21 protein-coding genes, 1 riboswitch and 1 other annotated feature are annotated in these 26781 nt (G+C 37.3%); of the genes, 17 read left to right on the forward strand and 4 right to left on the reverse strand.

Annotated elements, in window-relative coordinates; genetic code table 11:
* Positions 1-58: 58 nt before the first annotated feature.
* A complete protein-coding gene (locus C7B89_RS17315; RefSeq protein WP_115674178.1) occupies positions 59-1627 on the reverse strand; it encodes a PucR family transcriptional regulator in 1569 nt (522 codons plus the stop codon).
* Positions 1628-1860: 233 nt separating this feature from the next.
* On the opposite strand from C7B89_RS17315, the gene C7B89_RS17320 reads away from it, so the two are divergent.
* The 14 genes from C7B89_RS17320 to C7B89_RS17385 all read left to right on the forward strand — a co-directional run bounded on the left by C7B89_RS17320 (position 1861) and on the right by C7B89_RS17385 (position 18163).
* A complete protein-coding gene (locus C7B89_RS17320; RefSeq protein WP_048393384.1) occupies positions 1861-3273 on the forward strand; it encodes an amino acid permease in 1413 nt (470 codons plus the stop codon).
* A gap of 24 nt (positions 3274-3297) precedes the next feature.
* Entirely contained in the window at positions 3298-4827 is a 1530-nt protein-coding gene (locus tag C7B89_RS17325; protein WP_115674179.1) for a CoA-acylating methylmalonate-semialdehyde dehydrogenase, read from the forward strand.
* A gap of 24 nt (positions 4828-4851) precedes the next feature.
* Complete coding sequence (locus C7B89_RS17330) at positions 4852-6204, forward strand: aspartate aminotransferase family protein (RefSeq protein WP_115674180.1); 1353 nt, start codon at positions 4852-4854, stop codon at positions 6202-6204.
* A gap of 482 nt (positions 6205-6686) precedes the next feature.
* Positions 6687-8270 carry a glutathione ABC transporter substrate-binding protein gene (locus C7B89_RS17335; protein ID WP_103117391.1) on the forward strand — a complete coding sequence of 528 codons (1584 nt, stop codon included), beginning with the start codon at positions 6687-6689 and terminating at the stop codon, positions 8268-8270.
* A gap of 66 nt (positions 8271-8336) precedes the next feature.
* Entirely contained in the window at positions 8337-9260 is a 924-nt protein-coding gene (locus C7B89_RS17340) for an ABC transporter permease (RefSeq protein ID WP_048393392.1), read from the forward strand.
* A 13-nt stretch (positions 9261-9273) separates the two neighbouring features.
* Positions 9274-10170 (forward strand): ABC transporter permease, encoded by an 897-nt coding sequence (locus C7B89_RS17345; protein WP_048393395.1) that lies wholly within the window; start codon positions 9274-9276, stop codon positions 10168-10170.
* A gap of 11 nt (positions 10171-10181) precedes the next feature.
* Positions 10182-11174 carry an ABC transporter ATP-binding protein gene (locus C7B89_RS17350; protein WP_048393397.1) on the forward strand — a complete coding sequence of 331 codons (993 nt, stop codon included), beginning with the start codon at positions 10182-10184 and terminating at the stop codon, positions 11172-11174.
* Entirely contained in the window at positions 11167-12132 is a 966-nt protein-coding gene (locus tag C7B89_RS17355) for an ABC transporter ATP-binding protein (protein ID WP_048393399.1), read from the forward strand. Before C7B89_RS17350 ends, C7B89_RS17355 begins: the two co-directional genes overlap by 8 nt.
* Before the next feature lie 18 nt (positions 12133-12150).
* Positions 12151-13029: a sugar phosphate isomerase/epimerase family protein gene (locus tag C7B89_RS17360; RefSeq protein ID WP_048393402.1), complete on the forward strand. Its 879-nt coding sequence runs from the start codon at positions 12151-12153 to the stop codon at positions 13027-13029.
* Positions 13030-13042: 13 nt separating this feature from the next.
* Complete coding sequence (locus tag C7B89_RS17365) at positions 13043-14101, forward strand: Gfo/Idh/MocA family protein (RefSeq protein WP_048393404.1); 1059 nt, start codon at positions 13043-13045, stop codon at positions 14099-14101.
* Between the two features lies 1 nt (position 14102).
* Positions 14103-14984: a sugar phosphate isomerase/epimerase family protein gene (locus C7B89_RS17370; protein WP_048393406.1), complete on the forward strand. Its 882-nt coding sequence runs from the start codon at positions 14103-14105 to the stop codon at positions 14982-14984.
* Positions 14985-14998: 14 nt separating this feature from the next.
* The gene (locus C7B89_RS17375) at positions 14999-16150 is read left to right on the forward strand and encodes an ROK family transcriptional regulator (protein WP_048393408.1); all 1152 of its coding nucleotides are present in this window, start codon (positions 14999-15001) and stop codon (positions 16148-16150) included.
* Between the two features lie 18 nt (positions 16151-16168).
* The gene (locus C7B89_RS17380; RefSeq protein WP_048393409.1) at positions 16169-17170 is read left to right on the forward strand and encodes an asparaginase; all 1002 of its coding nucleotides are present in this window, start codon (positions 16169-16171) and stop codon (positions 17168-17170) included.
* 12 nt (positions 17171-17182) lie between these two features.
* Positions 17183-18163 (forward strand): N-acetylglucosamine kinase, encoded by a 981-nt coding sequence (locus C7B89_RS17385; RefSeq protein ID WP_048393411.1) that lies wholly within the window; start codon positions 17183-17185, stop codon positions 18161-18163.
* A 56-nt stretch (positions 18164-18219) separates the two neighbouring features.
* Here C7B89_RS17385 and C7B89_RS17390 read toward each other — a convergent pair whose 3' ends face one another.
* A complete protein-coding gene (locus C7B89_RS17390; protein WP_053075715.1) occupies positions 18220-19386 on the reverse strand; it encodes an FtsW/RodA/SpoVE family cell cycle protein in 1167 nt (388 codons plus the stop codon).
* 243 nt (positions 19387-19629) lie between these two features.
* Between C7B89_RS17390 and C7B89_RS17395 the strand changes: the two genes are divergently transcribed.
* The 3 genes from C7B89_RS17395 to C7B89_RS17405 all read left to right on the forward strand — a co-directional run bounded on the left by C7B89_RS17395 (position 19630) and on the right by C7B89_RS17405 (position 24413).
* On the forward strand, positions 19630-21300 hold the full coding sequence (locus C7B89_RS17395) for a methyl-accepting chemotaxis protein (protein WP_112117299.1): 1671 nt from the start codon (positions 19630-19632) through the stop codon (positions 21298-21300).
* Positions 21301-21651: 351 nt separating this feature from the next.
* Positions 21652-22605: an L-threonine 3-dehydrogenase gene (locus C7B89_RS17400; protein WP_004225462.1), complete on the forward strand. Its 954-nt coding sequence runs from the start codon at positions 21652-21654 to the stop codon at positions 22603-22605.
* Between the two features lie 188 nt (positions 22606-22793).
* Positions 22794-24413, forward strand: a complete 1620-nt coding sequence (locus C7B89_RS17405) for a long-chain fatty acid--CoA ligase (protein WP_115674278.1) — start codon at positions 22794-22796, stop codon at positions 24411-24413.
* Positions 24414-24456: 43 nt separating this feature from the next.
* On the opposite strand, the gene trpB is transcribed toward C7B89_RS17405, so the two are convergent.
* Positions 24457-25620 carry a tryptophan synthase subunit beta gene (gene trpB / locus C7B89_RS17410; RefSeq protein WP_048393416.1) on the reverse strand — a complete coding sequence of 388 codons (1164 nt, stop codon included), beginning with the start codon at positions 25618-25620 and terminating at the stop codon, positions 24457-24459.
* A 58-nt stretch (positions 25621-25678) separates the two neighbouring features.
* Positions 25679-25878: a binding site (T-box leader), on the reverse strand.
* 68 nt (positions 25879-25946) lie between these two features.
* On the reverse strand, positions 25947-26429 hold the full coding sequence (locus C7B89_RS17420) for a QueT transporter family protein (RefSeq protein WP_048393417.1): 483 nt from the start codon (positions 26427-26429) through the stop codon (positions 25947-25949).
* Positions 26430-26435: 6 nt separating this feature from the next.
* Positions 26436-26480, reverse strand: a riboswitch (PreQ1 riboswitch).
* Positions 26481-26781: the final 301 nt, after the last annotated feature.

Consider the following 26781-nt stretch of genomic DNA (forward strand, 5'->3'; position numbering starts at 1 on the left):
ATCTTATAGGGTACAGTTTAGGAGGGGAGTTAACCTTTTTAAGCGTGCCAACTTTTTTCTAGCTCTTATCCTCGATTAATGAATTGGCTAGTAGCATAAATTCAAGTGTAATGCGGTTATGCCCGTTCATAAAATTTTTACCAAGTAAACTTTCAAGCTTTTTTAAGCGGTGATAGAGTGTTTGACGAACAATAAACAATTGATTCGCTGTTTGCTGTTTAGAGCCATTTGTTTGTAAATACACTTGCAATGTTTCGAGAAGCTTACTATTATATTTTTCATCGTATTCAATAACGGGCTGTAAATAGTCGTAAATCACTTCCTGTAAATCCACCTGCATTTGTAATTTATAGATTAAATGATATAAATGCAGATCATCATAAAAGAACGAGGACGTTTGTACTTTTCGACAAATATATAAGGTTTCCAGTGCAGTTTGATAGCTTTTAGGAATTTCATCCACATCACAAACGACCTTCCCAATAGCTATCTGATAACCTTGTGCCTGCTGCTTTTTATAAAATTCAGTTTTGACCAAAGAGGAAAACATGTTGTTTAACATATCACGAATGGCTTTACTATCTTTTGTATGCAGTAAAATAAAAATAACATAGCTTTTTCTTTCAAATAAAAATGGAATAAAGCCATGTTGCTCAAAGAGATTACGATAATAAAGCTTACTATAGACTACATCCTCCTGTGCCTTTGTCAACGTATTAGGAGAAGCCAAAATAAAGACAGTGCCACTGGATTGTATATAGTTAGTATAATGTGTAACGATAAATTTATAGATTTCCTCCTTAGATAGTTTTTGATCAATCCAATCAGCTAAAATCGAAGCATCCTCAATATTCTTTTTTTCCTCAATATAGAACTCTCGCATTAAAAGCTGTGCGAACGCTGTTGCCGTGCGATCTAATATTAATAATTCAAATTCGGAGAAAAGCCCATCTTCTCGATAAATTGATAAATCGGCATAATGTTGATCAAATAGAAAAATAGGCTCATGTTTAAATTGCTGAGACGATGTATTCAATGTTAGGAATTGCTGCCGCTTTTTATGAGCCATATTCGGGAAAAAGACAGGTTCTCTTCCCTTAATGGAAAACATAATTTGTATTTTCAATTCATTATACATATTTTGTAAAATATCGTCCGTGTTTTGTCCCAATACTGCATTTTTGTTCAATGTTTGTGAGTAAGCTTCTAGTGAAGAAATCAATAGATATTGCTGATTGATAATTTGACTATGTAAATCCTGTGTAATACGAACAAAAGGAACTGCTTCATGAAAAACAATAATAGGAAACTGGTGGCGGTTGGCAAGTGTTAAAATCGCTTCAGGTACTGCTTGAATAGAGGTGCCATATTCAATACAAAGTGCTGCACAATTTTTTTGAATGATGGCTTCTATAAAGGATACAAAGTCCTCAATACTATGTTGGAGACTAAGCCCTGTAGTTAATACTAACTCTTCACCAACTAAAAAATTATCAACATGTATGATTTCTAGTACATGTGCCCATTTAACGCTCCTTGTTAATCCCTCATGACCTGCAACTACCTCTGCATTTTGAAAATATTTATTCTGTAAAACGTCTAGTACTTTTAGTTGAAATGGGCTCATTTTTGCCCCTCCTTTTGACATGCGTGTCTGTGGTTGGAATTCAATAATTTCTGCTTGGCGCTAAAAATTTACTCATAAAATCGTTTAAAAATTATTTTAAGAATATTTAGTCTATTTTACATTATGTATAAAACAAAAGTATAGAATTTTACAGTTTGTCTATTACTTCAACGTTATGAAAGATGTAAGATTTTTGTAAGCGATCAAGCAATCTACTAAAAGAGGTGACAGATATGGGGCAACAAACGCATTTACAAAGAGGATTAAAGAAGCGGCATATGACGATGATTGCGATTGCCGGTGTAATCGGTGCTGGACTATTTATGGGGAGTGGCTCGGTCATTAACCTAGCTGGTCCAGGGGCAATTTTATCGTATATATTTGCAGGAATTATCGTTGTATTAGTTATGCGTATGCTAGGTGAGATGGCGGCAGTCAATCCAACGAGTGGATCGTTTGCTCACTATGCACATGAAGCCATTGGTCCGTGGGCAGGTTTTATGATTGGATGGTTGTACTGGTTTTTCTGGGTGATTGCTATTGCTTTAGAGGCAACAGCAGCAGCTGCCATTATTCAATATTGGTACGATGGGATTCCTTTATGGCTTTTAAGTCTGTTATTAACTGTAGCACTTACATTAACAAATGTTCTTTCTGTCAAAGCTTTTGGTGAGTTTGAGTATTGGTTCTCTCTTATTAAGGTTGCAAGTATAGTCGTTTTTCTAGGTCTTGGTGCTTTTATTATCTTTGGTATTGCTCCAAACTTTAATGCTGTTGGTATGACCAATTTAGTTGAACAGGGTGGTTTTTTACCAAATGGTTTTGGCGCTGTTCTAATGGGTGTCGTTATCGTTATTTTTTCATTTATGGGGACAGAAATCGTTGCGATTGCTGCTGGTGAATCGGATGAACCGTTAGCCGCTGTCACAAAAGCTACCAATTCTATTACTTGGCGTATTTTAATTTTCTATGTAGGCTCTATTGCAGTTGTAGTGACGCTATTGCCTTGGCATTCCTCAGATATTTTAACAAGTCCTTATGTAGCGGTACTTGATTATATTGGTATTCCTGCAGCCGCACAAATTATGAATTTTGTTGTTTTAACTGCTGTATTATCATGCCTAAATTCAGCACTATATGCTACATCAAGAATGGTATTTTCTTTAGCGGAAAAAGGAGAAGCACCAAAGGCATTTTTAAAATTAAATAAAAATGGTGCACCTGTTAATGCCATACTTGCCGCAACATTTTTCTCATATATTGCGGTCATTATGAACTATGTGTCGCCAGATAAAGTATTTATGTTTTTATTAAGTTCTTGTAGTGCTATTACGTTGATTCTTTATTTAATCATTGCCTTTTCACAGTTAAGAATGCGACGGAAGATTGAGCAAGAAAATCCAGAGCTATTAAAGGTGAAAATGTGGCTATTTCCATATTTAACATATTTAACAATAGTAGCAACAACAGCATTACTCATTGCGATGTTCTTTATAGAGTCTATGCGCTCACAAATTTTATTTACATGCGTTATTGTGGCCATTGTGATGATTTTCTATATGCTGACTCAAAAGAAAAAGGTGATCAAACAAGCCGATGAATCAAGTTCCCTTTTCACAAAAGACAAGTTTGATTTTGAACAATAAGACGAAAAAAAGGAGTGGTCAATTATGACAGTTCAACAAGAAATGAAAACGCTAACACATTTTATCAAAGGAGAAGAGGTAGCAGGTACAAGTAACAGATTCTCTGAAGTATATAATCCGTCAACAGGTGAGGTTATTGCAAGAGTACCCCTTGCTTCAAGAGCCGAGGTAAAGCATGCTATTCAGTTAGCTAAGGAAGCCTTTCCAGCATGGAAAAAAACATCAATTGGGAAGCGGGTAGAAGTGCTACATCGTTTCCGTCAGCTGTTAGTAGAAAGACAGGAAGAACTTATCAATGTGATTTGCCAAGAAAGTGGAAAAACTAAGGAAGATGCGAAAGGTGAAATTGTTCGTGGTATTGAATCTGTGGATATGGCGATCAGTGCCCCCCAATTGCTAAAAGGAGAGTATTCCGTCAATGTAGGTGGAAATATTAATGCTTTTTCTGCCAAATCGCCTCTTGGTGTAGTAGCAACCATTGCACCATTTAATTTCCCTGTTATGGTACCACTGGCTATTACAAGTATGGCTGTTGCGGTAGGAAATGCAGTTATTCTAAAGCCATCTGAACGTGTACCTATTTCAGCATTATATTTGTGCCAATTATGGAAAGAGGCAGGTCTACCAGACGGTATTTGGACAGTGGTTAATGGAGATAAAGAGGCAGTCGATGAACTATTAGAAAATAAAGAGATTCAAGCAATTTCATTTGTTGGCTCAACGCCTGTTGCTGAATATATCTATCAAACTGGGACAAAGCACAATAAACGAGTCGCTGCATTTGGTGGTGGAAAGAACTTTATGATTGTTATGCCTGATGCCAATTTAGAACAGACAGCAAATGCCTTTTTAGGAGCAGCATATGGCGCAGCATCTCAGCGTTGCATGGCTATTTCTGGTGCACTCGTTGTAGGGAAGGATACGGAGCAACGATTTACGGAAATATTGAAAAATAAAATTTCCGAACTAAAGGTAGGGCCTTATACAGAGCAAGACGTCGATTTTGGTCCTGTTATCACTAAACAATCAAAGGAAACGATTATACGTTATATCGATGGGGCAGTCAGTGAAGGAGCGAATCTTGTCATCGACGGAAGAAATCCAAAAGTATGTGAATCGTCAAATGGTTTTTATCTTGGTCCTACATTACTTAATCATGTCACACCAGAAATGACGATCTTCAAAGAGGAGGTCTTTGGTCCAGCACGTATTGTAGTAGGGGTTGATTCACTACAAGAGGCTATTGATTTAATAAATGATCATGAGCTTGGCAATGGTGTCACAATGTTTACAAGCAGTGGTGCGGCAGCGCGTAAATTCCAAGAGGAAATAGAGGTGGGTATGGTAGGGGTAAATGTGCCAATCCCAATCCCAGTTGGCTATCATAACTTTAGTGGGTGGAAACGTTCTAAGTTTGGTGAAGGGCATATGTTTGGTCCAGATCAGGCGAGGTTCTTTACAAAGGCAAAAACGATTTCTGAACGTTGGCCCGATGAGACAGAGGATACAGCAAGCTCCTTTGCTTTCCCAAGTAATAACGATGCGAAAAACTAAAATAATAATGAGGGGTGTTTGACGATGACGCAGATCAATCTTAAAAGTGATGTATTAGCAAAGGATGAGCAATATGTATGGCATTCGATGAAACCCTATAATCCACAAGCCACGTATGTAGTAGAGAAATCTGATGGTGCAAGAATTACTGATACAGATGGTGTGGAATATATTGATGCGATGGCTGGGCTATGGTGTGTCAATGTTGGCTATGGTCGTAAAGAATTAGCGGATGCAGCCCATGAACAAATGATGAAAAATGCTTATGCACCTTTATCTCAGGGACATTTACCAGCCGTGGAACTAGCCGAAAAACTTAATGAAATGCTTGGTGGAGATTATGTTATTTTCTTCTCTAACAGTGGTTCAGAAGCGAATGAAACAGCTTTTAAAATAGCTCGACAATACCATCAGCAAAAAGGACAAAACTCGCGCTATAAAATCGTCTCTCGCTACCGTGCTTATCATGGGAATTCCTTCGGTGCATTAGCGGCAACAGGGCAGGCGGAGCGTAAATATAAATATGAGCCTCTATCACCTGGCTTTATCCATGTTGCACCACCTGATCAATATCGTGAGCATGAAAGTGAGACTATTGCGCCATTAGATTTAGCGAGTGTAAAGGCCGTAGACAAAACGATGACCTGGGAGCTGAGCGATACAATTGCAGCAATGATCTTAGAGCCTATTATTACAGGTGGGGGTGTCATTATGCCTCCAGAAAACTATTTAAAAGGTATTGAAGAAGTATGCAAAAAACACGGCGCTTTAATGATTGTGGATGAGGTTATTTGTGGCTTTGGTCGTACAGGGAAGCCATTTGGATTTATGAATTATGGTGTAAAGCCTGATATTATTACAATGGCCAAAGGAATTACAAGTGCCTATTTACCATTATCAGCTACAGCGGTAAAGCGTGAAATATATGAGGCGTTTACTGGATCAGATGCATACGGCTATTTCCGCCATGTAAATACATTCGGTGGCTCACCGGTGGCATGTGCAGTCGCATTAAAAAATATTGAGATTCTTGAGCAAGAGGCTTTATTTGACCGTTCCAAGGAATTTGGTGCAGCAACACTAAAAACACTGCAACAAGAATTACAGCCTCACCCAAATGTAGGAGATGTACGAGGCAAAGGCTTATTGATTGGAATTGAATTAGTGGTAGATAAAGTTTCGAAAGAACCTTTACCTGTGGAGAAAGTGAATGCTGTCATTGCAGCATGTAAAGGGCAAGGGGTCATCATTGGGAAAAATGGAGCTACTGTAGCAGGGTTTAATAATGTCTTAACGTTATCACCACCACTTAATATTGCACAAGAAGATCTTGACCGCATACTAAATGTGGTTGTGAATAGTATAAATACGCTATAGCAACTATTCATGTAGGTTCTAAAAGCCATGTAATAAGGGCTTTTAGAACTTTTATTATTGGCCTTTGAGGCAACAAAAATTCTAGGGATAATTATTATAGTTCTATAAAAATAATTATAAAATTCTGAAATTTATTTAAAAAATAGTGGAAATAATAGATTTCATAGTTTATAGTTGTTAAAAAATAATTAATTTTCTGATAATAAAAATGTCCTGAGAGGGAATATTTTTTTAATCATTTATTTTCAGCAGTGGAATAAATACACCTTGTATTTTGAACTATACTTTCTGATTAAAAGCAATTGTGATAGTTGAGGGAGCAATTTTTCCTGAATTGAATTGTCTAATCGTAAGAAAATATAGTTTATTTTTTGCCTACTTATTTTCATCAGTGGAGAAAATAAATATTTTTTGGTAATTATATTTCTTAATTTAAGTTTTAAGAAATATTCTTATAGATTTTTACAAAGGGAGTAGATGAGATGAATTATGTTAAAAAATTGGTTTTTGTAATTCTATGTACGTTGCTTTTAGCAGCATGCGCAGAGAAAGACAATTCTAACGCATCAAATACTGGGGACAAGTCTACTACAGATTCAGGTACAGCTAGTTCAAAAAATGAACTTGTTATCGCTGTAAATGAAAACTTTATTTCAATGGATCCACATAACACAGGGGATACGAATTCGAGTTCTGTACAGGAGACAATGCTAGAAGGATTGTTAGGCTTTAATGCAGATGGTCAAATTATTAAGGTTCTAGCAGATGACTATTCAATTAGTGAAGACGCGCTAGTCTATACATTCAAACTTAAAGAAGGGGTTACTTTCCATGACGGGGAGCAGTTTAATGCTGAAGCTGTAAAGGTCAACATTGAACGAATCATGAATGATGAAAGCTTACGTTTATATTCTCGTGGTTTTAGCTTAATCAGCGATGTTGAAATCCTAGGCGACTATGAAATTAAAGTTACTTTAAAAGAACCATATGGACCAATGATTACACGTTTCGGAGTTGCCAAAATGATTAGTCCAAAAATGATTAAAGAAAATTCAGCAGACATACCTAAAAAACCTGTTGGTACAGGACCATATAAATTTGTTGAATGGGTACAAGGAGACCATTTAACAATTGAAAACTTTGATGGCTATTGGGATGGTGGAGAACGTGTTGCTAAAATCACCTATAAACCAGTGCCAGAAAACGGCTCGCGCGTAGCGATGCTAAAAGCGGGCGATGCTCAGGTTATCTATCCAGTACCAGCACAAAATATTGATGAGCTTTCTAATAGTAAAGATGTAGAGGTAAATAAGGTTCCTTCTACAATTGCACATTACGTTTCATTAAATACCTATAAAAAACCTTTGGATGATATTAAAGTTCGACAAGCCTTTAACTACGCCGTGGACAAGGATGCTTATTTAAAAGTGGTGAATGCAGGGCTTGGTTTACCATTAGACTCTATTATTCCTTCCAAAACCGTTTATTATAAGCAGCAAAAAATGTATGAACACAATATTGAAAAGGCAAAAGAATTATTGGCTGAGGCAGGCTATCCAGATGGCTTCGATATTGAAATCTGGGGGAACACAAACTCGGATACGATGAAGGGTATGCAGTTTATTCAACAACAGTTAGGTCAAATCGGTGTAAAAGTAGAAATTAAATCGATGGAAGAAGGAACTTTATCAGACGAAATCTATGGAGCACAAACACCAGATGATGCGAAATTACAAATGTGGTATGTGAGTTGGTCAGCGTATGCTTCGGATATAACGAATGCAACAAAGCCTCTTTTCCATAGCGTATCATTCCCACCGAATGGTGCAAATACAGCTTACTATCATAACACGGAGGCAGATCAATTAATGGATGAAGCTAACTCCATTTCAGATGTTGATCGCCAAGCTGAATTATATGAAAAATTACAGGAAATCGTTTATCAAGATACACCATGGATTTTCTTAGGGGTAGATGAAGTTGTATATGGTGTACGTTCAAATGTGAGCGGTGTGCTAGTAAACCCTACAGGTGGGCTTGATGTGAAGAATGCCAAAGTGGAGTAATGAACAGTAAAAGGAATTGATGCTCGTCAATTCCTTTTCCATAAAAATAGAAAGGAGGAAGGCCACATGTGGAAGTATATAGCAAGAAGAACTGTTGAAATGATACCGATATTAATTGTCATTTCTATATTAACATTCTTATTTATTCATTTCATACCAGGTGACCCTGCAAGATTAGTAGCTGGTAAGGATGCCACGCTAGAAGATGTTGAAAATGTACGCCATGAGTTAGGTTTAGATAAACCCATTCTTAAACAATACATGGATTATATGAAAAATCTTGTGACGGGTGAGCTTGGAACATCTTTAACAACAGGACTACCTGTCATAGATATGTTTAAAACAAGGTTTATGCCTTCTCTTCATCTTACTTTCCTTTCCATGTTTTGGGCTACATTAATGGGTTTGGTGATTGGTGTTTTTTCTGCCATCAATAAAAACAAATGGCCTGATTATTTTGGTATGGTAACGGCTGTTTCTGGCATCTCAATTCCAGGATTTTGGTTGGGCTTATTATTAATTCAATTATTTTCAGTGCAGCTAGGGTTATTTCCGACGGGTGGATTAGATGGCTTTTCAAGTTATATTTTGCCCTCCTTGACTTTAGGGGCTGGCATTATGTCAATGATTGCGCGATTTACTCGTTCTTCCATGCTTGAAACGTTACAAGCTGATTTTATAAGAACAGGGAGAGCAAAAGGATTGAAAGAACACTCCGTTATTGTGACCCATGCTTTAAGAAATTCCTTGATTTCTGTGGTAACAGTAGCAGGTCTGCAATTCGGATTTCTCTTAGGAGGATCGGTGGTAGTGGAGACAGTCTTTAGTTTTCCAGGAATGGGACGACTTTTAATTGATTCGATTGCCTTTCGAGATTATCCCGTCATTCAGTCTGCACTGCTGTTATTTGCATTTGAATTTATTTTAGTCAATTTAATAGTTGATGTGCTTTATACCGTGTTAAATCCAAAAATCCAATTAAATTCTTAAGGGAGGGAACAAAATGACTTCACCAACTACTGTGCAAAATAGCCAAGTGCAAAATACACAAAGAAAATACTCTCCTCTTAAAGAATTTTGGAAGTCTTTTAAAAAACAAAAGGCTGCTTTGGTAGCAAGTATCTTTATAGGATTGTTAATTGTAATCGCTATTATTGGCCCTTATATCGCACCTTACGATCCTTTTGAACCGAATTATAATGCTTTATTAGAGGGACCAAGTGCAAGTCATTTGGCAGGAACGGACGAGTATGGTCGAGATATTTTTAGTCGTTTAATAGTAGGCGCAAAAATATCCTTAATGGTGAGTTTCAGTGCCGTATTTTTAGGCTTAATACTAGGAACTATTTTAGGTTTAATTAGCGGTTACTTCGGTGGGTGGGTTGACAAAATCATCATGCGTAGCTGTGATGTTTTGTTTTCATTCCCTGATTTATTATTAGCGATTGCCATTGTAGCCTTATTGGGCCCTGGTATTAATAATGTCATCATTGCTGTGATGATCTTTAGTGTGCCATCTTTTGCTCGTTTAGTCAGAGGTGCTACATTGAATGCGAAGGAGAATGTCTATGTAGAAGCAGCACAATCTATGGGAGCATCGCATGTTAGAGTGCTGTGGAAACATATTTTCCCTGAAACAATTAGTGAGTTAATCATTTTTGTCACAATGCGTATAGGGACAGCCATTTTAGCAGCTTCTGGTTTAAGTTTTTTAGGCTTAGGTGCAAGCCCTGAAATGCCTGAGTGGGGAGTAATGCTAAGTAGTGGGCGCGACTATTTAGGGACATCTTCGCATGTAGTCATCATGCCAGGTATTGCCATATTTTTAACCGTACTAGCATTTAACTTAATAGGTGATGGATTACGAGATGTGTTAGATCCAAAAATAAAAAATAATTAAGGAGAATGCCTATGCCAGAACATGTATTGCGAGTAAGTGACTTAGAAACGTCCTTTACGCGTGATAATAAGGAAATCAAAATTTTAAGAGGTGTCAATTTTTCCATCCGTAAAGGAGAGATAGTAGGCTTAGTGGGAGAATCGGGCAGTGGAAAAAGCTTAACATCGTTATCCATCATGCAATTATTTCACGGTACTACAGGCAAAATCGTCAATGGCACTATACATTTTAATGGACATGACTTGACGAAAATGTCCGAATCAGAAATTCGGAAGATTCGTGGCAAGCAAATGGCCATGATTTTTCAAGAGCCCATGACTTCTTTAAATCCTGTCTTAAAAATAGGCAAGCAGTTAATGGAAGCAATTGAGATGCATTTGAAGCTGCCGAAAAACGAAAGTAAGCATCATGCAATCCAAATGTTAAAAAGCGTGGGCATAGGAAGAGCTGAGGAAATCATTTATGAATATCCACATCAGCTCTCAGGAGGAATGCGCCAACGGGTAATGATTGCAATGGCTATGGCCTGCCACCCTAATTTACTTATTGCCGACGAACCAACCACTGCGCTTGATGTCACGATACAAGCTCAAATTTTAGAGCTAATGAAAAAGCTAAAGGAAGAAAATGAGACAGCTATTTTATTAATTACACATGATTTAGGTGTTGTGGCGGAAATGTGCGATAGGGTAGTGGTCATGTATGCAGGGCAGGTTGTAGAGGAAGCAGATGTCTTTGAATTATTTGCTAGCCCCAAGCATCCCTATACAAAAGGTTTAATTGCATCTGTACCGAAAATTGGTGATAACAAAGAAGTATTAGATTCTATCAATGGTCAAGTACCATCCCCACAAAATATGCCGAATGGTTGTAAATTTGCTCCACGTTGTAATCAAGCGATGTCTATATGCCATCAGGAGAGTCCACCGACAGTAAAAATTTCGGCTACACGCCAATGTAGCTGCTGGCTATATGTGAAAAAGGATGTGGAAGTAAATGCCTAATAGTATATTAAAAGTGGAGAATTTAAAAAAGAGCTTTCAAATAGCCGGAGGGTTATTTCAAAAAAAGCAATATGTTAACGCAGTTATAGATGTCTCCTTTGAAATAGAAGAAGGTACGACATTTAGTTTAGTTGGGGAAAGTGGTTGTGGGAAATCTACTACGGGCAGATTAATTACTAGATTAATAGCACCAACGAATGGAAGTATCGTTGTGGATGGGAAAGAAGTAGCTACTGCAAAGCCATCTGAATTAAGGCACTTAAGGCAAACTGTTCAAATGATTTTTCAAGACCCATATGCCTCATTGAATCCAAGAATGAAGGTCAAGGAGCTTGTTGGAGAGCCTTTAGAAATTCATACAAAACTTTCGAAAGTAGAGCGTGAAAAACTAGTGCTTGAAATGCTGGAAGTCGTTGGATTAAATGCTGAACATGCTGATCGCTATGCACATGAGTTCAGTGGTGGACAAAGACAGCGTTTGGGTATTGCCCGTGCTTTAATAACAAAGCCAAAATTAATTATTGCTGATGAGCCTGTGTCTGCGTTGGATGTATCTATACAATCACAAATATTGAATCTATTAAAGCAATTGCAGCAAGAATATAAAATATCTTATCTCTTTATTTCTCACGATTTAAGTGTTGTAGAACATATTAGCCATTATATTGGGGTTATGTATTTAGGATCCATTGTAGAAATTGGGCGTAAAGAAACCATATTTAATGAACCAAAGCATCCCTATACACAAGCGCTCATTGCTTCCGTACCGATTGCAGACCCAACATTACGAAAAAAGAAGATCGTTTTAACTGGTGATATTCCAAATCCTAAAAATCCGCCGAGTGGTTGTACCTTCCACACAAGGTGCCCCTTTGCATCAGATATATGTAAGCAAGCTATACCAGAAATGAGGAAAATTAACGAAGAGCAAAGTGTTGCATGTCACTTTGTTAACTAATGGAGAGGATGTTTATAAATGAAAATAGGGTTAAGCACATACAGCATGGTTAAAAAAATGAGACAGGGAGAGATGGATGTTCTAGATGTTTTACAATGGGTAGCAGACAACGGTGGTCAGCATGTAGAATTAGTGCCCTATGAATTTACGGTTGTAGATAACTATGAACTTGCAACTGAAATTAAAGATAAAGCAGCAGAGCTAGGATTAGAGTTATCCGCCTATTCGTTACCAGCTAACTTTATTCATGATACGGAGGAAGCTTTTTTAGAAGAAGTTGAACGTTTAAAGAAACATATTGATGTAGTACATCATATGGGTATTCACATTATGCGCCATGACGTTACTCTCTTTACCTTACCAAAGGAGCAAACATCCATTCATTATTACAACGAGCATTTTGAAGAAATGGTTAGAGGCTGTCAGTTAATTGCAGATTACGCGAAACAATTTAATATTACGACAACGATTGAAAATCATGGCTTTAATGTTCAAACAAGTGATCGTGTACAACAATTAATTCATGCGGTAAACAGAGACAACTTTAAAACAACTTTAGATATCGGTAATTTTTTATGTATTGATGAAGAGCCTCTCATTGGTGTTATGAAAAACATTCCTTATGCTGCTACAGTGCATTTCAAAGATTTTTATATTCGTCCTTATTATGAAAATCCAGGTGAGGGCGAGTGGTTCCGTACAGTTCATAACAACTACATCAGAGGTGCTATTGTCGGGCATGGTGATATAAATATTCGAGAAATTATTAAACTCGTAAAAGGCAGTGGATATGATGGCTATCTTACTATTGAGTTTGAAGGGATGGAAGATTGCCAAGTTGGTTCAAAAATAGGGATGGATAATGTACGTCGTTTATGGAATGAATGCAAGCTCTAAAGGGGGAAAGCACATGGATAAATTAAAAGTTTGTGTCATTGGCACAGGTTCTATTTCAGATTTTCACTTAGGTTCCTATACGAATAATCCATACGTTGAATTATATGGCGTGTATGATGCTTCCATTGAACGAGGCAAAGCAAAAGCAGCCCAATTTGGAGCAACACATGTTTTTTCTTCAAAAGAAGAGCTATTCGCAGATAAAAATGTGGATGCTGTCAGTATTTGTACATGGAATAATACGCATGCAGAATTGGCGATTTTTGCTTTGGAAAATGACTTACATGTTCTAATAGAAAAGCCGCTATCTATGACTTATGCAGAGGCTCTAAATATCCAAAAGGTTGCAGAAAAGCATCAGAAAGTATTTCAAGTGGGCTATGTAAGACGATTTGCAACAAATACCAAAGTACTGAAAAGCTTCATCGACGATAACAAATTGGGCGATATTTATTATGCCAAAGCTTCCTGCCTAAGAAGATTAGGGAATCCAGGAGGCTGGTTTGCCGAAATTGATAAGTCTGGCGGCGGACCTTTAATTGATCTAGGGGTACATGTAATTGATATATGCTGGTACTTAATGGGTAGACCAAAGGTGAAACGTATAACAGGTCATACTTACAATCAATTAGGAAATCGAAATCATATAGAAAATTTATCCTTCTACAAGGCTGCAGACTATGATGCAACGAAAAACACAGTAGAAGACTTAGCAAATGCCCTCATTACATTTGAGAATGGAGCATCGCTAATGGTAGACGTTTCCTATACACTACATGCTTTAAAAGATGAAATAAGTATTAAGCTATATGGCACGAACGGTGGAGCAGAGCTAGAGCCTGAATTAAAAATTGTAAGTGAAGAGCATAATACGATTTTAAATATTCATCCTCAAATTAACGATCTAACTTTTGATTTTGCAACTGCCTTTCAAAATGAAATTAATTCATTTGTTGATTGTTGCCTTCATCATTATGATTCAGTTGCACCTGTGGAGGATGGGGTAGAAATTATGAAAATCTTAGAAGGTATTTATATTTCTGCAACTGAAGGAAAGGAGGTTGTTTATTAAAATGGTGAAATTGGATAATAAAATCGGTGTGATAGTAGACAGCTTTCGTATACCTATTCGTGAAGGTTTGTTAAAGGCGAAAGAAGTTGGGGCACAGGGGGTACAAATGTATGCCGTTTCAGGTGAGCTGGACCCCGATAACCTAAATGCTGAACAAAGAGCAGAATTGAAGGCGTATATTTTAGGGTTAGGTCTAGAAATCTCCGCCTTATGTGGAGATTTAGGAGGACATGGCTTCCAAGATAAAGCAGAAAATGCCAGAAAAATAAAAAAATCAAAAGAAATACTGCAATTAGCCAAGGACCTAGGAACATCCATTGTTACAACCCATATCGGTATTATTCCTGAAGATGAAAATGACCCAATCTATCAAACAATGCTGGAAGCTTGTGAAGAATTAGGACAATATGCTACATCATTAGATGCTTATTTTGCGATTGAAACAGGGCCAGAAACGAGTAAAACATTAAAAGAGTTTTTAGATAAGCTATCAACGAACGGTGTATCGGTTAATTTTGATCCAGCCAATATGGTGATGGTAACAAAAGATGATCCTGTAGCTGGAGTCAAACTATTAAAGAAATATATTGTACATACACATGTAAAGGATGGTATTCAACTGCAGTCAACGAATCCTAAAGATGTGTACGGGTACTTAGGATACGATTCTGGAACATCTCATGATAAAATAGAAGAAATGGTGGAAAATGGAGAGTTTTTCAGAGAACTTCCATTAGGTCATGGAGATGTCAATTTCGAGCTTTATTTTTCAGCTTTACAAGAAATCGGATACAATGGCTATTTAACTATTGAACGAGAAGTGAGATCAAATCCCGAAAAAGACATCAAAGAAGCTGTACAATTCATAGAAAAGTTTAAATAGGGGTTGAATCTAATTTGAAAAAGCAAGATCAAGTACAAATGCGAAGACAAAATAAATATATTGTGCTTGACGCAATAAGGCAGATGGCGCCAATTTCAAGAATTCAATTATCAAAATATACAAAAATGAGCCCTACGACTATTACTCGTATTGTGCAGGAGCTAGAAGCGGAAGGCTTTATTCTTGAAGGGGTATCGGAAGAAACAGCCATTGGTAGACGTCCTACGTTAATTCATATGCGAGAAGATGCTTTATATACGATTGGGATAGAAATTGACTGTTTTACTATTCGAATAGGTATACTAGATTTCTTAGGGAAGCTTATTGCCTTTCAGGAAGTCAAATGTAGCATCAAGCATCAATACGAAGAAGCTATATATCTACTTAAACGATCTATAGAAAATATCATGACAGAATATCAGATTGCTCAGGATAAATTACTAGGCATTGGGATAGGAATTCCAGGAGTAATCAATAACGAGGAAGGAATTATCGTTTCCTCTGAGCAATTGAAGTGGGAAAACTGCCATATAAGAGAAGATTTAAATGGTGTTTTTGGTTGTGAAGTCATCGTAGATAATGAATTAAAAATGCAAATCATTGCTGAAATTGGTGATATCTATACGCCACTGTATTCAAATTGTATTTTAGTCGGAATTGGAACGGGAATAGGAGCATCCATATTATTAAATGGAGAAGTGTATCGTGGCATTCAAAATAAAGCTGGAGAAATAAGTCATATAACGATTAATCCCTTTGGTGAAATGTGTCACTGTGGTAAAAGAGGATGCTTATCGATGTATGTTTCTGAAGTTACGCTGTTAAAAAGAACGCCTAAAAATCTTAATATTCAATCAATAGAAGAGATTTTGCAGTGTGTTGATCAAGGTGAGCAATGGGCGATCGATATTCAACAAGATGTAGCTACTTTTCTAGCTATAGCCATCAATAATCTAGTTTGTTTATACGAACCAGAGGCTGTCATCGTCAGTGGAGAAATTATTGAGCACAATGTGACATTTCAAAAACTACTTAGTGAAAAGTGTAAACAGTATATATGGAAGGAATTACAACCCTACTTTGATTTGCAGTTTTCCAATCAATTAAAAGAAGGGGTTGTTAAAGGAGCGGCATTACAAGCACAAAAGCAGTTGCTGTCTGTTTAAAGAAAGGTTGGTTGATTCGTGGCTTACTCAGAATTTTTAAAGGAGTATCGTTCAGGATTAATGGAAAATGTGCATTATGGACAAATGAGTGCTGTGAATCTAACGAAGGAAGAATTCGTCTCTGTAGGTCAAGACTATGAGCCTGTGTATTTTCGTTCTGCAGCAAAACCATTTCAAGCCATTCCCATTTTTATGACTGATTTTATAGAAAAATACGGAATTACTTCAAATGAAAGTGCATTATTTCTGGCTTCGCAAAGAGGTGAAATTTATCATCAAGAGGCATTAGTCTCTTTGCTGGAAAAACTCCCTATTAATGAAAGTGATTTAATTTGTGCAGCATCCTTTCCACTAAATGAGGAACCTAAAACACAGTATATTCAACAGGGATTTGAAAAGAGGAAACTCTTTCATAATTGCGCGGGCAAGCATTTAGGATTTTTAACTGCATGTTTAGCAAATGGCTATGATGTCAAGCAATATTGTCATCCAGAACATCCACTGCAACAGATGATAAAAAAATATATTGCCTATTTAAGTGAATATGAGATAGAGAGAATTCGTACAGGGATTGATGGCTGTGGTGCGCCTGTCTTTGCGATTCCGCTAAAAAACATGGCCATTGCCTATTTAAAGTTAGCACGACCAGAATTGATTGATGATGAACTAATTCGTGAAGCAGTAATAAAACTTACAGCAGTAATGAATCAAGAGAGTCATATCATTGCAGCGCAAAACTTTATTTGTACAGCATTATTAAAGGACCCTAATATTGTGGCGAAGGGCGGAGCACAGGGTGTATACTGTTTTGCTCTAAGAAATGAAGGAGTAAGTTTTGCCTTGAAAATTATGAATGGCTCCGAAAGTCCGTGGCCCAATGTAATTGCTTCTGTATTGGAACAAATGCAGTATACAAATCAAGAAACAATTGAGCGTATTAAAGCATTGTCTCCTGCATTTGTGCGTAATGATGCAGGGGTAGAGGTAGGAGAAATTGTATCTACAATTAAAATTGTATAGAGGTGAAGGCACTTGCATGTTTTGGCAATAGATGGCGGTGGAACGAAAACGATTGCAACAATCTCAACATGTCATGGGCAAATTATGGCGCTAGCAGAAACAGGCAAAAGTAATCCCACATCCATGAGCTTCGAGCATTTTACAGAGACGATAACAGAATTAATAAATAATTTAAAAAGACAACAGCCTCACGAATTTCAACACATTACAAAGTGCCATGCTGGCCTGTCTGGTGTAACAGAAAATAATAATGAGAAAATTACCTATGCATTATTAACCTCGCTTTTACCGAAAGACTGTCAACTATCACTATCGAATGATGGAATGAACGCGCTGTATGCGGGAACCTTGGGGCAGCCAGGCATTGTACAAATTTCTGGTACGGGTGCGATTACACTCAGTATAGATGCATCTGGAAGAATTGAGCGTACAGCAGGATGGGGTTATATTTTTGATGATGAGGGCAGTGGCTATGATATTGGCATTCGCACATTAAAAGCGGTATTTAAAGCATTCGACAAAAGAGGTCCTGAAACGCTTCTAACAGCAGCGGTATTAGAATATTTTCGATTACAATCCGTTCCGCAGATAATTGAAGTGGTATATGGCGAAGGACATCCGCGGGATACCATATCACCTTTAAGTAAGGTTGCAATTGAATGCGCTAAACGTGGTGATGGAGAAGCCAATACAATTATTGATCAAGTGTGCCATGTTTTTTATCAAAGTATAGACGCTTGTTACAAAAAAAACCCGTTTGCACATAAGCAAGTCAAAGTAGTGCTAGCTGGTGGCGTTTTTAATGAATTGGAGCTATTTACTAAAAAATTAATCGCTATTGATAAAAAGAATAGTAATCAGTATGACTTCGTGGGTGCTTATAGCTTACCGGTAGGTGGTGCCGCTTTAGCTGCTTTAAGATTACCATATAATGAGGCAAAGCTATTTATCGATCAATATAATGCAAGTATGAAGAAGTTTTTAACGAATTAATCCCCCTTAACTTAGCAAGTAGAGAATAGCATATACATGTCTCTACTTGCATTTTGTCAGTCTCCTACTTTAAACATATACCCCTTATATGAATGATGAATGATCATGACGATTCCGATAAGCATAAAATTGGATAATAACGAACTTCCACCATAGCTTAAAAAGGGTAGGGTGACACCTGTGACAGGTAAAAGCCCAATGGTCATGCCGATATTTTGAGTAATTTGAAAGGCTAGTAAGCTTGAAATACCTGCCCCCATTAAAGTCATAAAGGGGTCTCGCGCTACTACCGTAATAACGACAATACGATAGATAACAAAAAAAAGTAGCGCGATTACAAATGCTCCTCCAATAAAACCTAGCTCTTCTGCAATAGCAGAGAATATAAAATCGGTATGTTTTTCTGGTACATAGACATTGTTATGTAGATAGCCCTTGCCCACAAATTCTCCTGACCCGATAGCCATAAAGCCTTGGCGTACTTGAAAAGAAGAATCTGTATATTCATAAGGCTGAAGCCATCCATAAATTCTAGAAATCTGATGTCCTGATAGAGCACCTAAAACCTTCTCTGTAAAAAATTCATTAAATCTGACATAGAGCACTACCAGCGTACTGATGATAACTAGCGGAACAGCCGTAAATACGACAAGAAGCTTTCTATGAATACCTGAAAAGAAAATCATCGGTAAAATCATTGCCATATACAACATGACCATACCTGTATCGGGTTGTCTATAAACAAGTAGCGTAGGAGGAAGGACAATTAGCCCGATTTTTATAAGTAACCAAAAATCTGCTAGATAGGAGGGGCGGACATTTTTCTCTTGATGAGCAATAATGACCTTACTCACAACTATTAAAAAAGCAAACTTTAAAAATTCCGAGGGTTGGAGAGAACCTAAAAACGGGATTTGATACCATGATTTTGCCTGATTGATCGTTCGAGCAATGCTTTCAGGAGCAACAATAAGACCAGCCGTTAAAGCAACTATTAGGAAGTAAAATGGCCATCCAATCTTCTTCAACTGTTCAATATCAAGCAAGGATATTCCAAGCATGATGGTTAATCCGATGACATAAAATAAAAACTGTTTGATAATAAAGGAGCTTGCATACTGTTCAAAATTTACACTACTAGAATGGACAAAAAGGCAACTAATAGCGCCGAGTAAAAGAAGACTTATTACTAAACTCCAATCTAACTTCTTGAATTGCGTCAAATGTAACACCTCCATTCTCTAGTATGAACGCTTACAATGTATGGAAGGTTGCGAATGTTTTTCTAAAAATAGTATGAATAAGAAGCAATAATCTGGCTAATTTAGCGAGTTAAATTACCTAAATAAAACTAAATGATGGGTATAAATTCTTAATATTTCGATTAAAATTTACAAAAATATAACACTGGCTTTATATCTCTATACTATCATTATTGGTAAGAGTTGGAGGAGGAGCCAAGGATCATGCATTTTTTCCGTTTCATTAAGGTGAAGGACAAGTTACTTGTACTCATGATTGTTTGTGTATTATCGAATGTATTGCTAGGTGTATTCAGTGTAGATTATTTAAGGAAAATGTCGTGGCATGCAAGTGAGAGTTACACACAGGGACTGGTCCCAATTGGGTGGCTAAATGAGCTAGAAGAATCACAGCGTCGATTAGATTTTATAGTAGATTCGAAGGGTGACGATAAAGAAATGACAGCCATTTTACAAAACATGGCGCAGCCTTTAGATCATCTAGATAGCCAAGAAATTGACAAGAAGATGAGTCATCAAATTAAGAAGTATAAGTCATTGCTTAAGAAGCAGGAAGAAGCCATTGAGAACTTTAAGCAATTGAACCATGGTGAGCTAGATCAGTTTTATGTGCAAACATTTTTACCAATTAGTCAGGAGAGTCATGCATTATTAGAAGACACGCAAAATTATTTGGTTCAACGAGCAAAAGACCAACAGCAGGCTTATCAAAAAGATGTACAATTTGGCTACTGGTTACTAGGTGGCGTATGCTTAGCGGTTGTCTTGCTTGTTATCCTTATCGGCTTTATTGCAACGAAGGCAGTCAATGTGCCAACCCGTCAACTAAAGTCATTATTAAAACGAGCAGAACAAGGTGATTTCACTGCCAGTGCAAGTTATGTAGCTCATGATGAGCTTGGTGAAGTAGTTCTGTCATACAATCAAATGGTAACAGAGGTGAAAAGACTACTCCATACTGTCACAGACAGTGCTTATGAAGTAGAAGAAATGACAGGGAAATTGCAGAAATCCTCTGAGCAATCATCAACAACGACATTAAAAATAGCGAAGGATGTACAATCTATTTCAGAGTCAACGTCTGCTTCTTCTAGTAAATTAGCTTCGAATACTGCTTCCTTAGAGGAGGTTTTAAATGATGTACAGGTTATTTTAGAAAAGGTTCAGGTTGTAGAAAGTTTTGCACAAAAAACGGCCAGAGATGCAGAAAGTGGAACTGAAATTGTACAGGCTAATTTAACACAAATGCAAGCTATTAAGCAGGCGGTTGAAAAATCTAATACAGCTATCTTTAATTTAGTAGAGCGGGCTGCATCGATTGATCAAATGATTGAAGTAATAGAAAGAATAACAGCGCAAACTAACTTACTGGCTTTAAACGCTTCAATTGAAGCCGCTAGAGCAGGAGAGCATGGTAAAGGCTTTGCAGTAGTGGCTAATGAGGTTCGTAAGCTTGCAGAGCAAACTGTTCAATCGACACAAACGATTACATCCATTGTACAGAACATCCATCTAGATTCGAGTTATGCGGTACAAATGATGGAAGGGGTTTTAGTAGCGACTGAAAAAGGTGTAGCTGTTACAGGACAAACTGCGTCAAGTTTTGATCAAATTTTAGAAAAAGTACATACTATTAAGCCATATATTATGGAAGTATCTGCTACGGTTCAAGAGATTGCCAATCACACGAAGAAGGTAAGTGAGGATGCGGGTATGCTGACAGCCTTATCCGATACGAATGCCGTGTCTACTAAGCATGTTGCTACGTTAACAGCTGATCAATTAACAGCTCAGCAACAGTTCCATAATTATATTAAGGAATTGCGCAAAGTATCAAAAGTTTTGCAAATAGCTGTCAAACGTTTTTCGATATAATTTAATATTAAAGAATAATATTCAAAAAGGGTCTTCTTTGCAAAAAATAGCAAAGAAGATTCTTTTTTTGCATGGTTACAAAACTAGCTTATGAAAGTGTAAATGATTTGTGTTTTTGAGATGTACAAATGTGTTTTGTATATTTTTGTAGCACAATATTTTTCTTGTTCTCATATACTGTGAATAAGGGATTGTATGTTCTTTGTAAGGAATATTATTAATATAATTGTTGTATTTTCAAAACGAACACATTATAATGAATTTCATTGAAAGTGTTATTAAATCAATGTTTATTAATGTATTTTTGTACTTTCAGAAAGTACAATTGTTCACATGTGGAGGTTTTGGGAAATGAAAAAGATTATTGTTACTGGAGCACTTGGTCAAATTGGTTCTGAGCTAGTAGAAAAACTTCGTGGTATTTATGGAGAGGACAATATACTTGCTACAGACATTAGAAAGCTTGAACATACTAAGGGCCCATTTGAAATATTGGACGTGACAGATGGACAAAGAATGCATGATTTAGCAAAGGACTTCGGTGCAGATACGATGATGCATTTAGCAGCATTATTATCAGCTACAGCAGAGAGAAATCCATTGTTAGCTTGGAATTTAAATATGGGTGGATTAATGAATGCGTTAGAAGTTTCACGTGAGTTAAATATGCAATTTTTCACGCCAAGCTCGATTGGTGCGTTTGGTCCGTCTACACCTAAGGAAGATACACCACAGGATACTTTGCAAAGACCAACAACTATGTATGGGGTAAATAAGGTAGCGGGTGAGTTATTATGCGATTATTACTTCAATCGTTTTGGTGTTGATACACGCGGAGTACGCTTCCCAGGGCTAATTTCTTATGTAACACCTCCTGGTGGTGGTACAACAGATTATGCAGTAGAAATTTTCTATGAAGCCATTGAACAAGGCAAATATACATCGTATATTCAGGAAGGTACATTTATGGATATGATGTACATGCCAGATGCCTTACAAGCTATTGTAGATTTAATGGAAGCAGACGGTAGTAAGCTTGTTCATCGCAATGCTTTTAATATTACAGCCATGAGCTTCGAACCTTCGCAAATCGCGGCTGAAATCAAGAAACACTTACCAAATTTCACAATGAGCTATCAGGTAGATCCTGTTCGTCAAGCCATTGCAGATAGCTGGCCAAACTCTTTAAATATTGAAGCGGCTCAAAAAGAGTGGGGCTTCAAAGCAGAATATGATTTAGCTAAAATGACGGTAGATATGTTAGAAAAATTGAAAATTAAACTGCATAAAAAAGCAATTTCATAATAGATAGGCAACGGGTGAAGACTAGACTTCATCCGTTTTTTTATATATAAAAGAAAATTATTGGAATATATAGATTAAATTATGAAATTAAAATATAATAATATTCGGAATATTAATAGTATTCAGTTAAATAGGTGCTATGATAATTTCACAAGGGGAAATTCACAAATGAAGGGATGATGGGTTTTATGATGCAAGCACCATTAGTTTTAACTAGTTTTTTTAAACGAGCAGAGAGCTATTTTGCAAGAAAATCAATTATTTCACGGACAAGCCCACACAAAATACATCGTTTAACATATGGGCAGTGGGCAAAAAGAACGCGTCGTTTAGCAGATGCCCTTACGAAGCTTGGGATGACAAGAGGAACAAAAGTCGGCTCCTTTGCGTGGAATCAGCATCGACATTTAGAAGCTTATTTTGCTGTGCCTTGCTCAGGGGCAATCTTACACATGGTAAATATTCGTTTATCAGAAGAGCATTTGATCTATATTATTAATCATGCAGAAGATGAGATTTTAATGGTCGATGTAGATTTATTACCGATCATTGAAAATATTGCGCCAAAACTTGAGACAGTGAAACACTATATCATTATGACGGATGAACCAGCTTTGCCAAAGACTACATTACAAAATGTTTTATCCTATGAGGACATATTAGCTACTGCTGATGAAGAATTTCAATTTCCAGAGGATATTGATGAAGAAGCACCTGCCGGTATGTGCTATACAAGCGCCACAACAGGGAATCCAAAGGGGGTTGTCTATTCCCATCGGGGTTTAGTACTACACAGTATCATGCTGAGTATGTCTGACTCTATGGGAATTGCGGAAAGAGATGTCGTGATGCCGATTGTACCCATGTTTCATGCAAATGCATGGGGCTTGCCTTTTGCTAGTGTCAATGTGGGTGCTACACAAGTTCTACCAGGTCCGCAATTTACTTCAGCATTAATAATGGATTTAATCGAACAAGAAAAGGTTACATTAACTGCTGGTGTTCCAACCATTTGGATAGGTGCCCTACAGGAGCAGGAAAAGAAAGAACGAGATATTAGTTCTTTAAGAGCGATATGCTGTGGTGGATCGGCTTCACCAACTCGACTCATTCGGACATTTGAAGAAAAATATGGGATTCCTTATATTGTTGTCTACGGCATGACGGAAACTACACCAATCATGGCATTGTCTAATTATATGTCATGGATGGAAGATTGGCCGATTGAAAAACGTATTGAAGCTCGAGCGATGCAAGGGATGACAATGGCAGGTATCGAATCTAGTATTATTAATGAGGCGGGTGAGGTACCTTGGGATGGCGAAACAATGGGGGAATTACGTTTAAAAGGCCCATGGATTTCCAACGAATACTATCGTGATGAGCGAACAGCAGATGCCTATCGAGATGGTTGGTTATATACTGGTGATATTGCTGTACGAACAGCAGATGGCTTTATTAAAATTACTGACCGTACGAAGGATCTTATTAAATCAGGTGGGGAATGGATTTCCTCTGTTGATTTGGAAAACGCGCTGATGACTCATGATGCCGTTTTAGAAGCGGCTGTCATTGCCATGCCCCATGCTAAATGGCAGGAGCGTCCATTAGCTTGTGTTGTATTGAAAGAGGGACAATCAGTAACTGAACCAGAGCTTCTTGCTTTTTTAGAAAATCAATTTGCCAAATGGTGGGTACCAGATGCAGTTGTCTTTCTAGAAGAAATTCCAAAGACATCTGTCGGAAAATTCCTGAAAGCGAAGCTGCGAGATAATGTAGCAGAAATTTATCCTAAATCATTGGTATAGGTAAAAGAGCGATTTCCGTAAATGGAAGTCGCTCTTTTTTGAGTTATTTAGTTAGCATGTGGAAGACTTGTTCAACGTCTTTATCGCCACGACCAGAGATATTAATAATAATGCTTTCCTCAGATGATAAAGTTGGTGCTAATTTTAGAGCATGTGCGACTGCATGTGAGCTTTCAAGAGCAGGAATAATACCTTCAACCTTAGAAAGTACTTGGAAGGCATCTAAAACTTCTTCATTTGTCACGGTCACATACTCAGCACGACCGATTGTTTTCAAATGGCTATGCTCAGGCCCCGCACCTGGATAATCTAAACCAGCTGCTATTGAATAGGTAGGTAGTGGGTTGCCTTCTGCGTCCTGAAGTACTAAACATTTGAAGCCGTGTAGCTCTCCTGGTGTTCCTTCGTTTAAGGTAGCAGCTTTGTCTGGCTCTATTCCAATAAGACGAACATCTTCGTCTGCAATATAATCAGCAAATGCCCCAATGGCATTACTACCGCCTCCTACACAGGCAAGAACAGCTGTCGGCAGCTTTCCTTCCTTTTCTAAAATCTGTTCACGACTTTCGCGGCTAATCACTGATTGAAAATGTTTAACCATTGATGGGAAGGGGTGTGGTCCAACTGCTGAGCCTAATAAATAGAAGGTTGTTTCATAGTTTTCTACTAAGTCAGCGAATGCCTCATCTACTGCATCCTTTAAGCGTCCTTGCCCTTTATCGACAGCTACAACTTTCGCTCCGAGAAGTTCCATGCGAAATACGTTCAATGCCTGACGTTTTGTATCTTCCAAGCCCATATAAATCGTGCAATCCATTCCAAACATGGCACACGCTGTAGCTGTTGCTACACCATGTTGACCTGCCCCTGTTTCGGCAATCACGCGATTTGCTCCCATACGTTTAGCTAGTAAAATTTGACCTAATACATTATTGATTTTATGGGAGCCTGTGTGGTTAAGGTCTTCACGTTTTAAATAGATTTTTGCGCCACCTAATTGCTTTGTTAAATTCTCTGCAAAATAAAGAGGGGATTTACGACCGACATATTCACGGAAATAGTAATCTAATTCTTGCTTAAAATCATCATCCTCTTTATACTTTTGAAAATTCTCATCTAGTCTATTTAAAACATTTTGAAGCTCCTTTGGAACAAAGCTTCCACCAAATTCACCGAAATATCCCTTTTTTTCTACTACTGTACTCATCTTAACTCGACTCCTCTATGCTAATTTTTCCAAAAAAAAAGCCACTCCAATCCCTCATAAAAAGGACGAGTAACCGTGGTGCCACCTTCATTCGCAATTTTTGCGCGCTTTCCTGCTCCTGTAACGGGGAGCGAAACGGCCTTACATTTGATAAGGCTGCTCTGAAGTCCATTCACAAGTCTGTACTACTGGTTTGCACCAACCACCAGCTCTCTAAAAGTAACAATGCTTGCTACTACTCTTCTTCCTTGCATTTATTAGAAAGAATTGTAGAGTATTTTCAGAATAGTGTCAAGAAAAAAGACGAATCTAAAAAGATCCGTCAGTTAAATCAAATTTTTAAAGTGAAGGCGTTTGTTTAAAACATACATAATCGGTGCACCTACAGCTAATACAACAAATTCACCCGCCGCGACTGTTAGCCAAGTCCAGAAAAATGGCAACTCTAAAGCCAAGTTCAGCTCAAAGGCAATGATAAACATAGTACATGTAAAGAGCAATGTATTAATAATTAAACGTGCCCAAATATTTTTGACAAATTTACAGATTAAAATAAACAGGCCAAGAGTAATCATTGAATGACCTACACCAAAAACTAAATCGTAAATGCCAAGTGGTGAAAAGAGATTAGAGATCAATACACCAATAATAATCCCTACGGCAAAGCGTGGATTAAAGGCCACTAAATGGTTAAACATCTCAGATACTCGGAACTGTACCTCTGTAAAACCAAATGGGGCAACAAGCATGGTTACAGCTATATATAGAGCCGCAATGATACCACTTGCTGCTAAAAATTTTATCTTCATATTCATTTCTCCTTAGTTTTTTTTCGTGGGATGGTTACGAACCACGGTGCTTTCACACAAGTAAATATTCTATTATAGATATCTAGTAGAAGTCAAATGTCAGACTTTGTCTATAATGTCCTATCGTCGCAAAATTGTCATAAATATTTTTTACTATGTTGAAAAAAGAAATCGATTAACTAAAACAGCGTAGTTTAGCGGTTTAAAGCGCCAAATTGAATGAAAAACTAAAATATTTTGTCACTTTTAAAAGTCAGAACATTCATAATGTTGTTGACGGAGCTCGATAATAACGATAATATAGCGATACATTCACACTTTGTTTGGATAAAGTGCGATAGATATTCGAGAA

Origin of the sequence: Lysinibacillus capsici (assembly GCF_003367505.1) — a bacterium.
Lineage (GTDB): Bacteria > Bacillota > Bacilli > Bacillales_A > Planococcaceae > Lysinibacillus > Lysinibacillus capsici.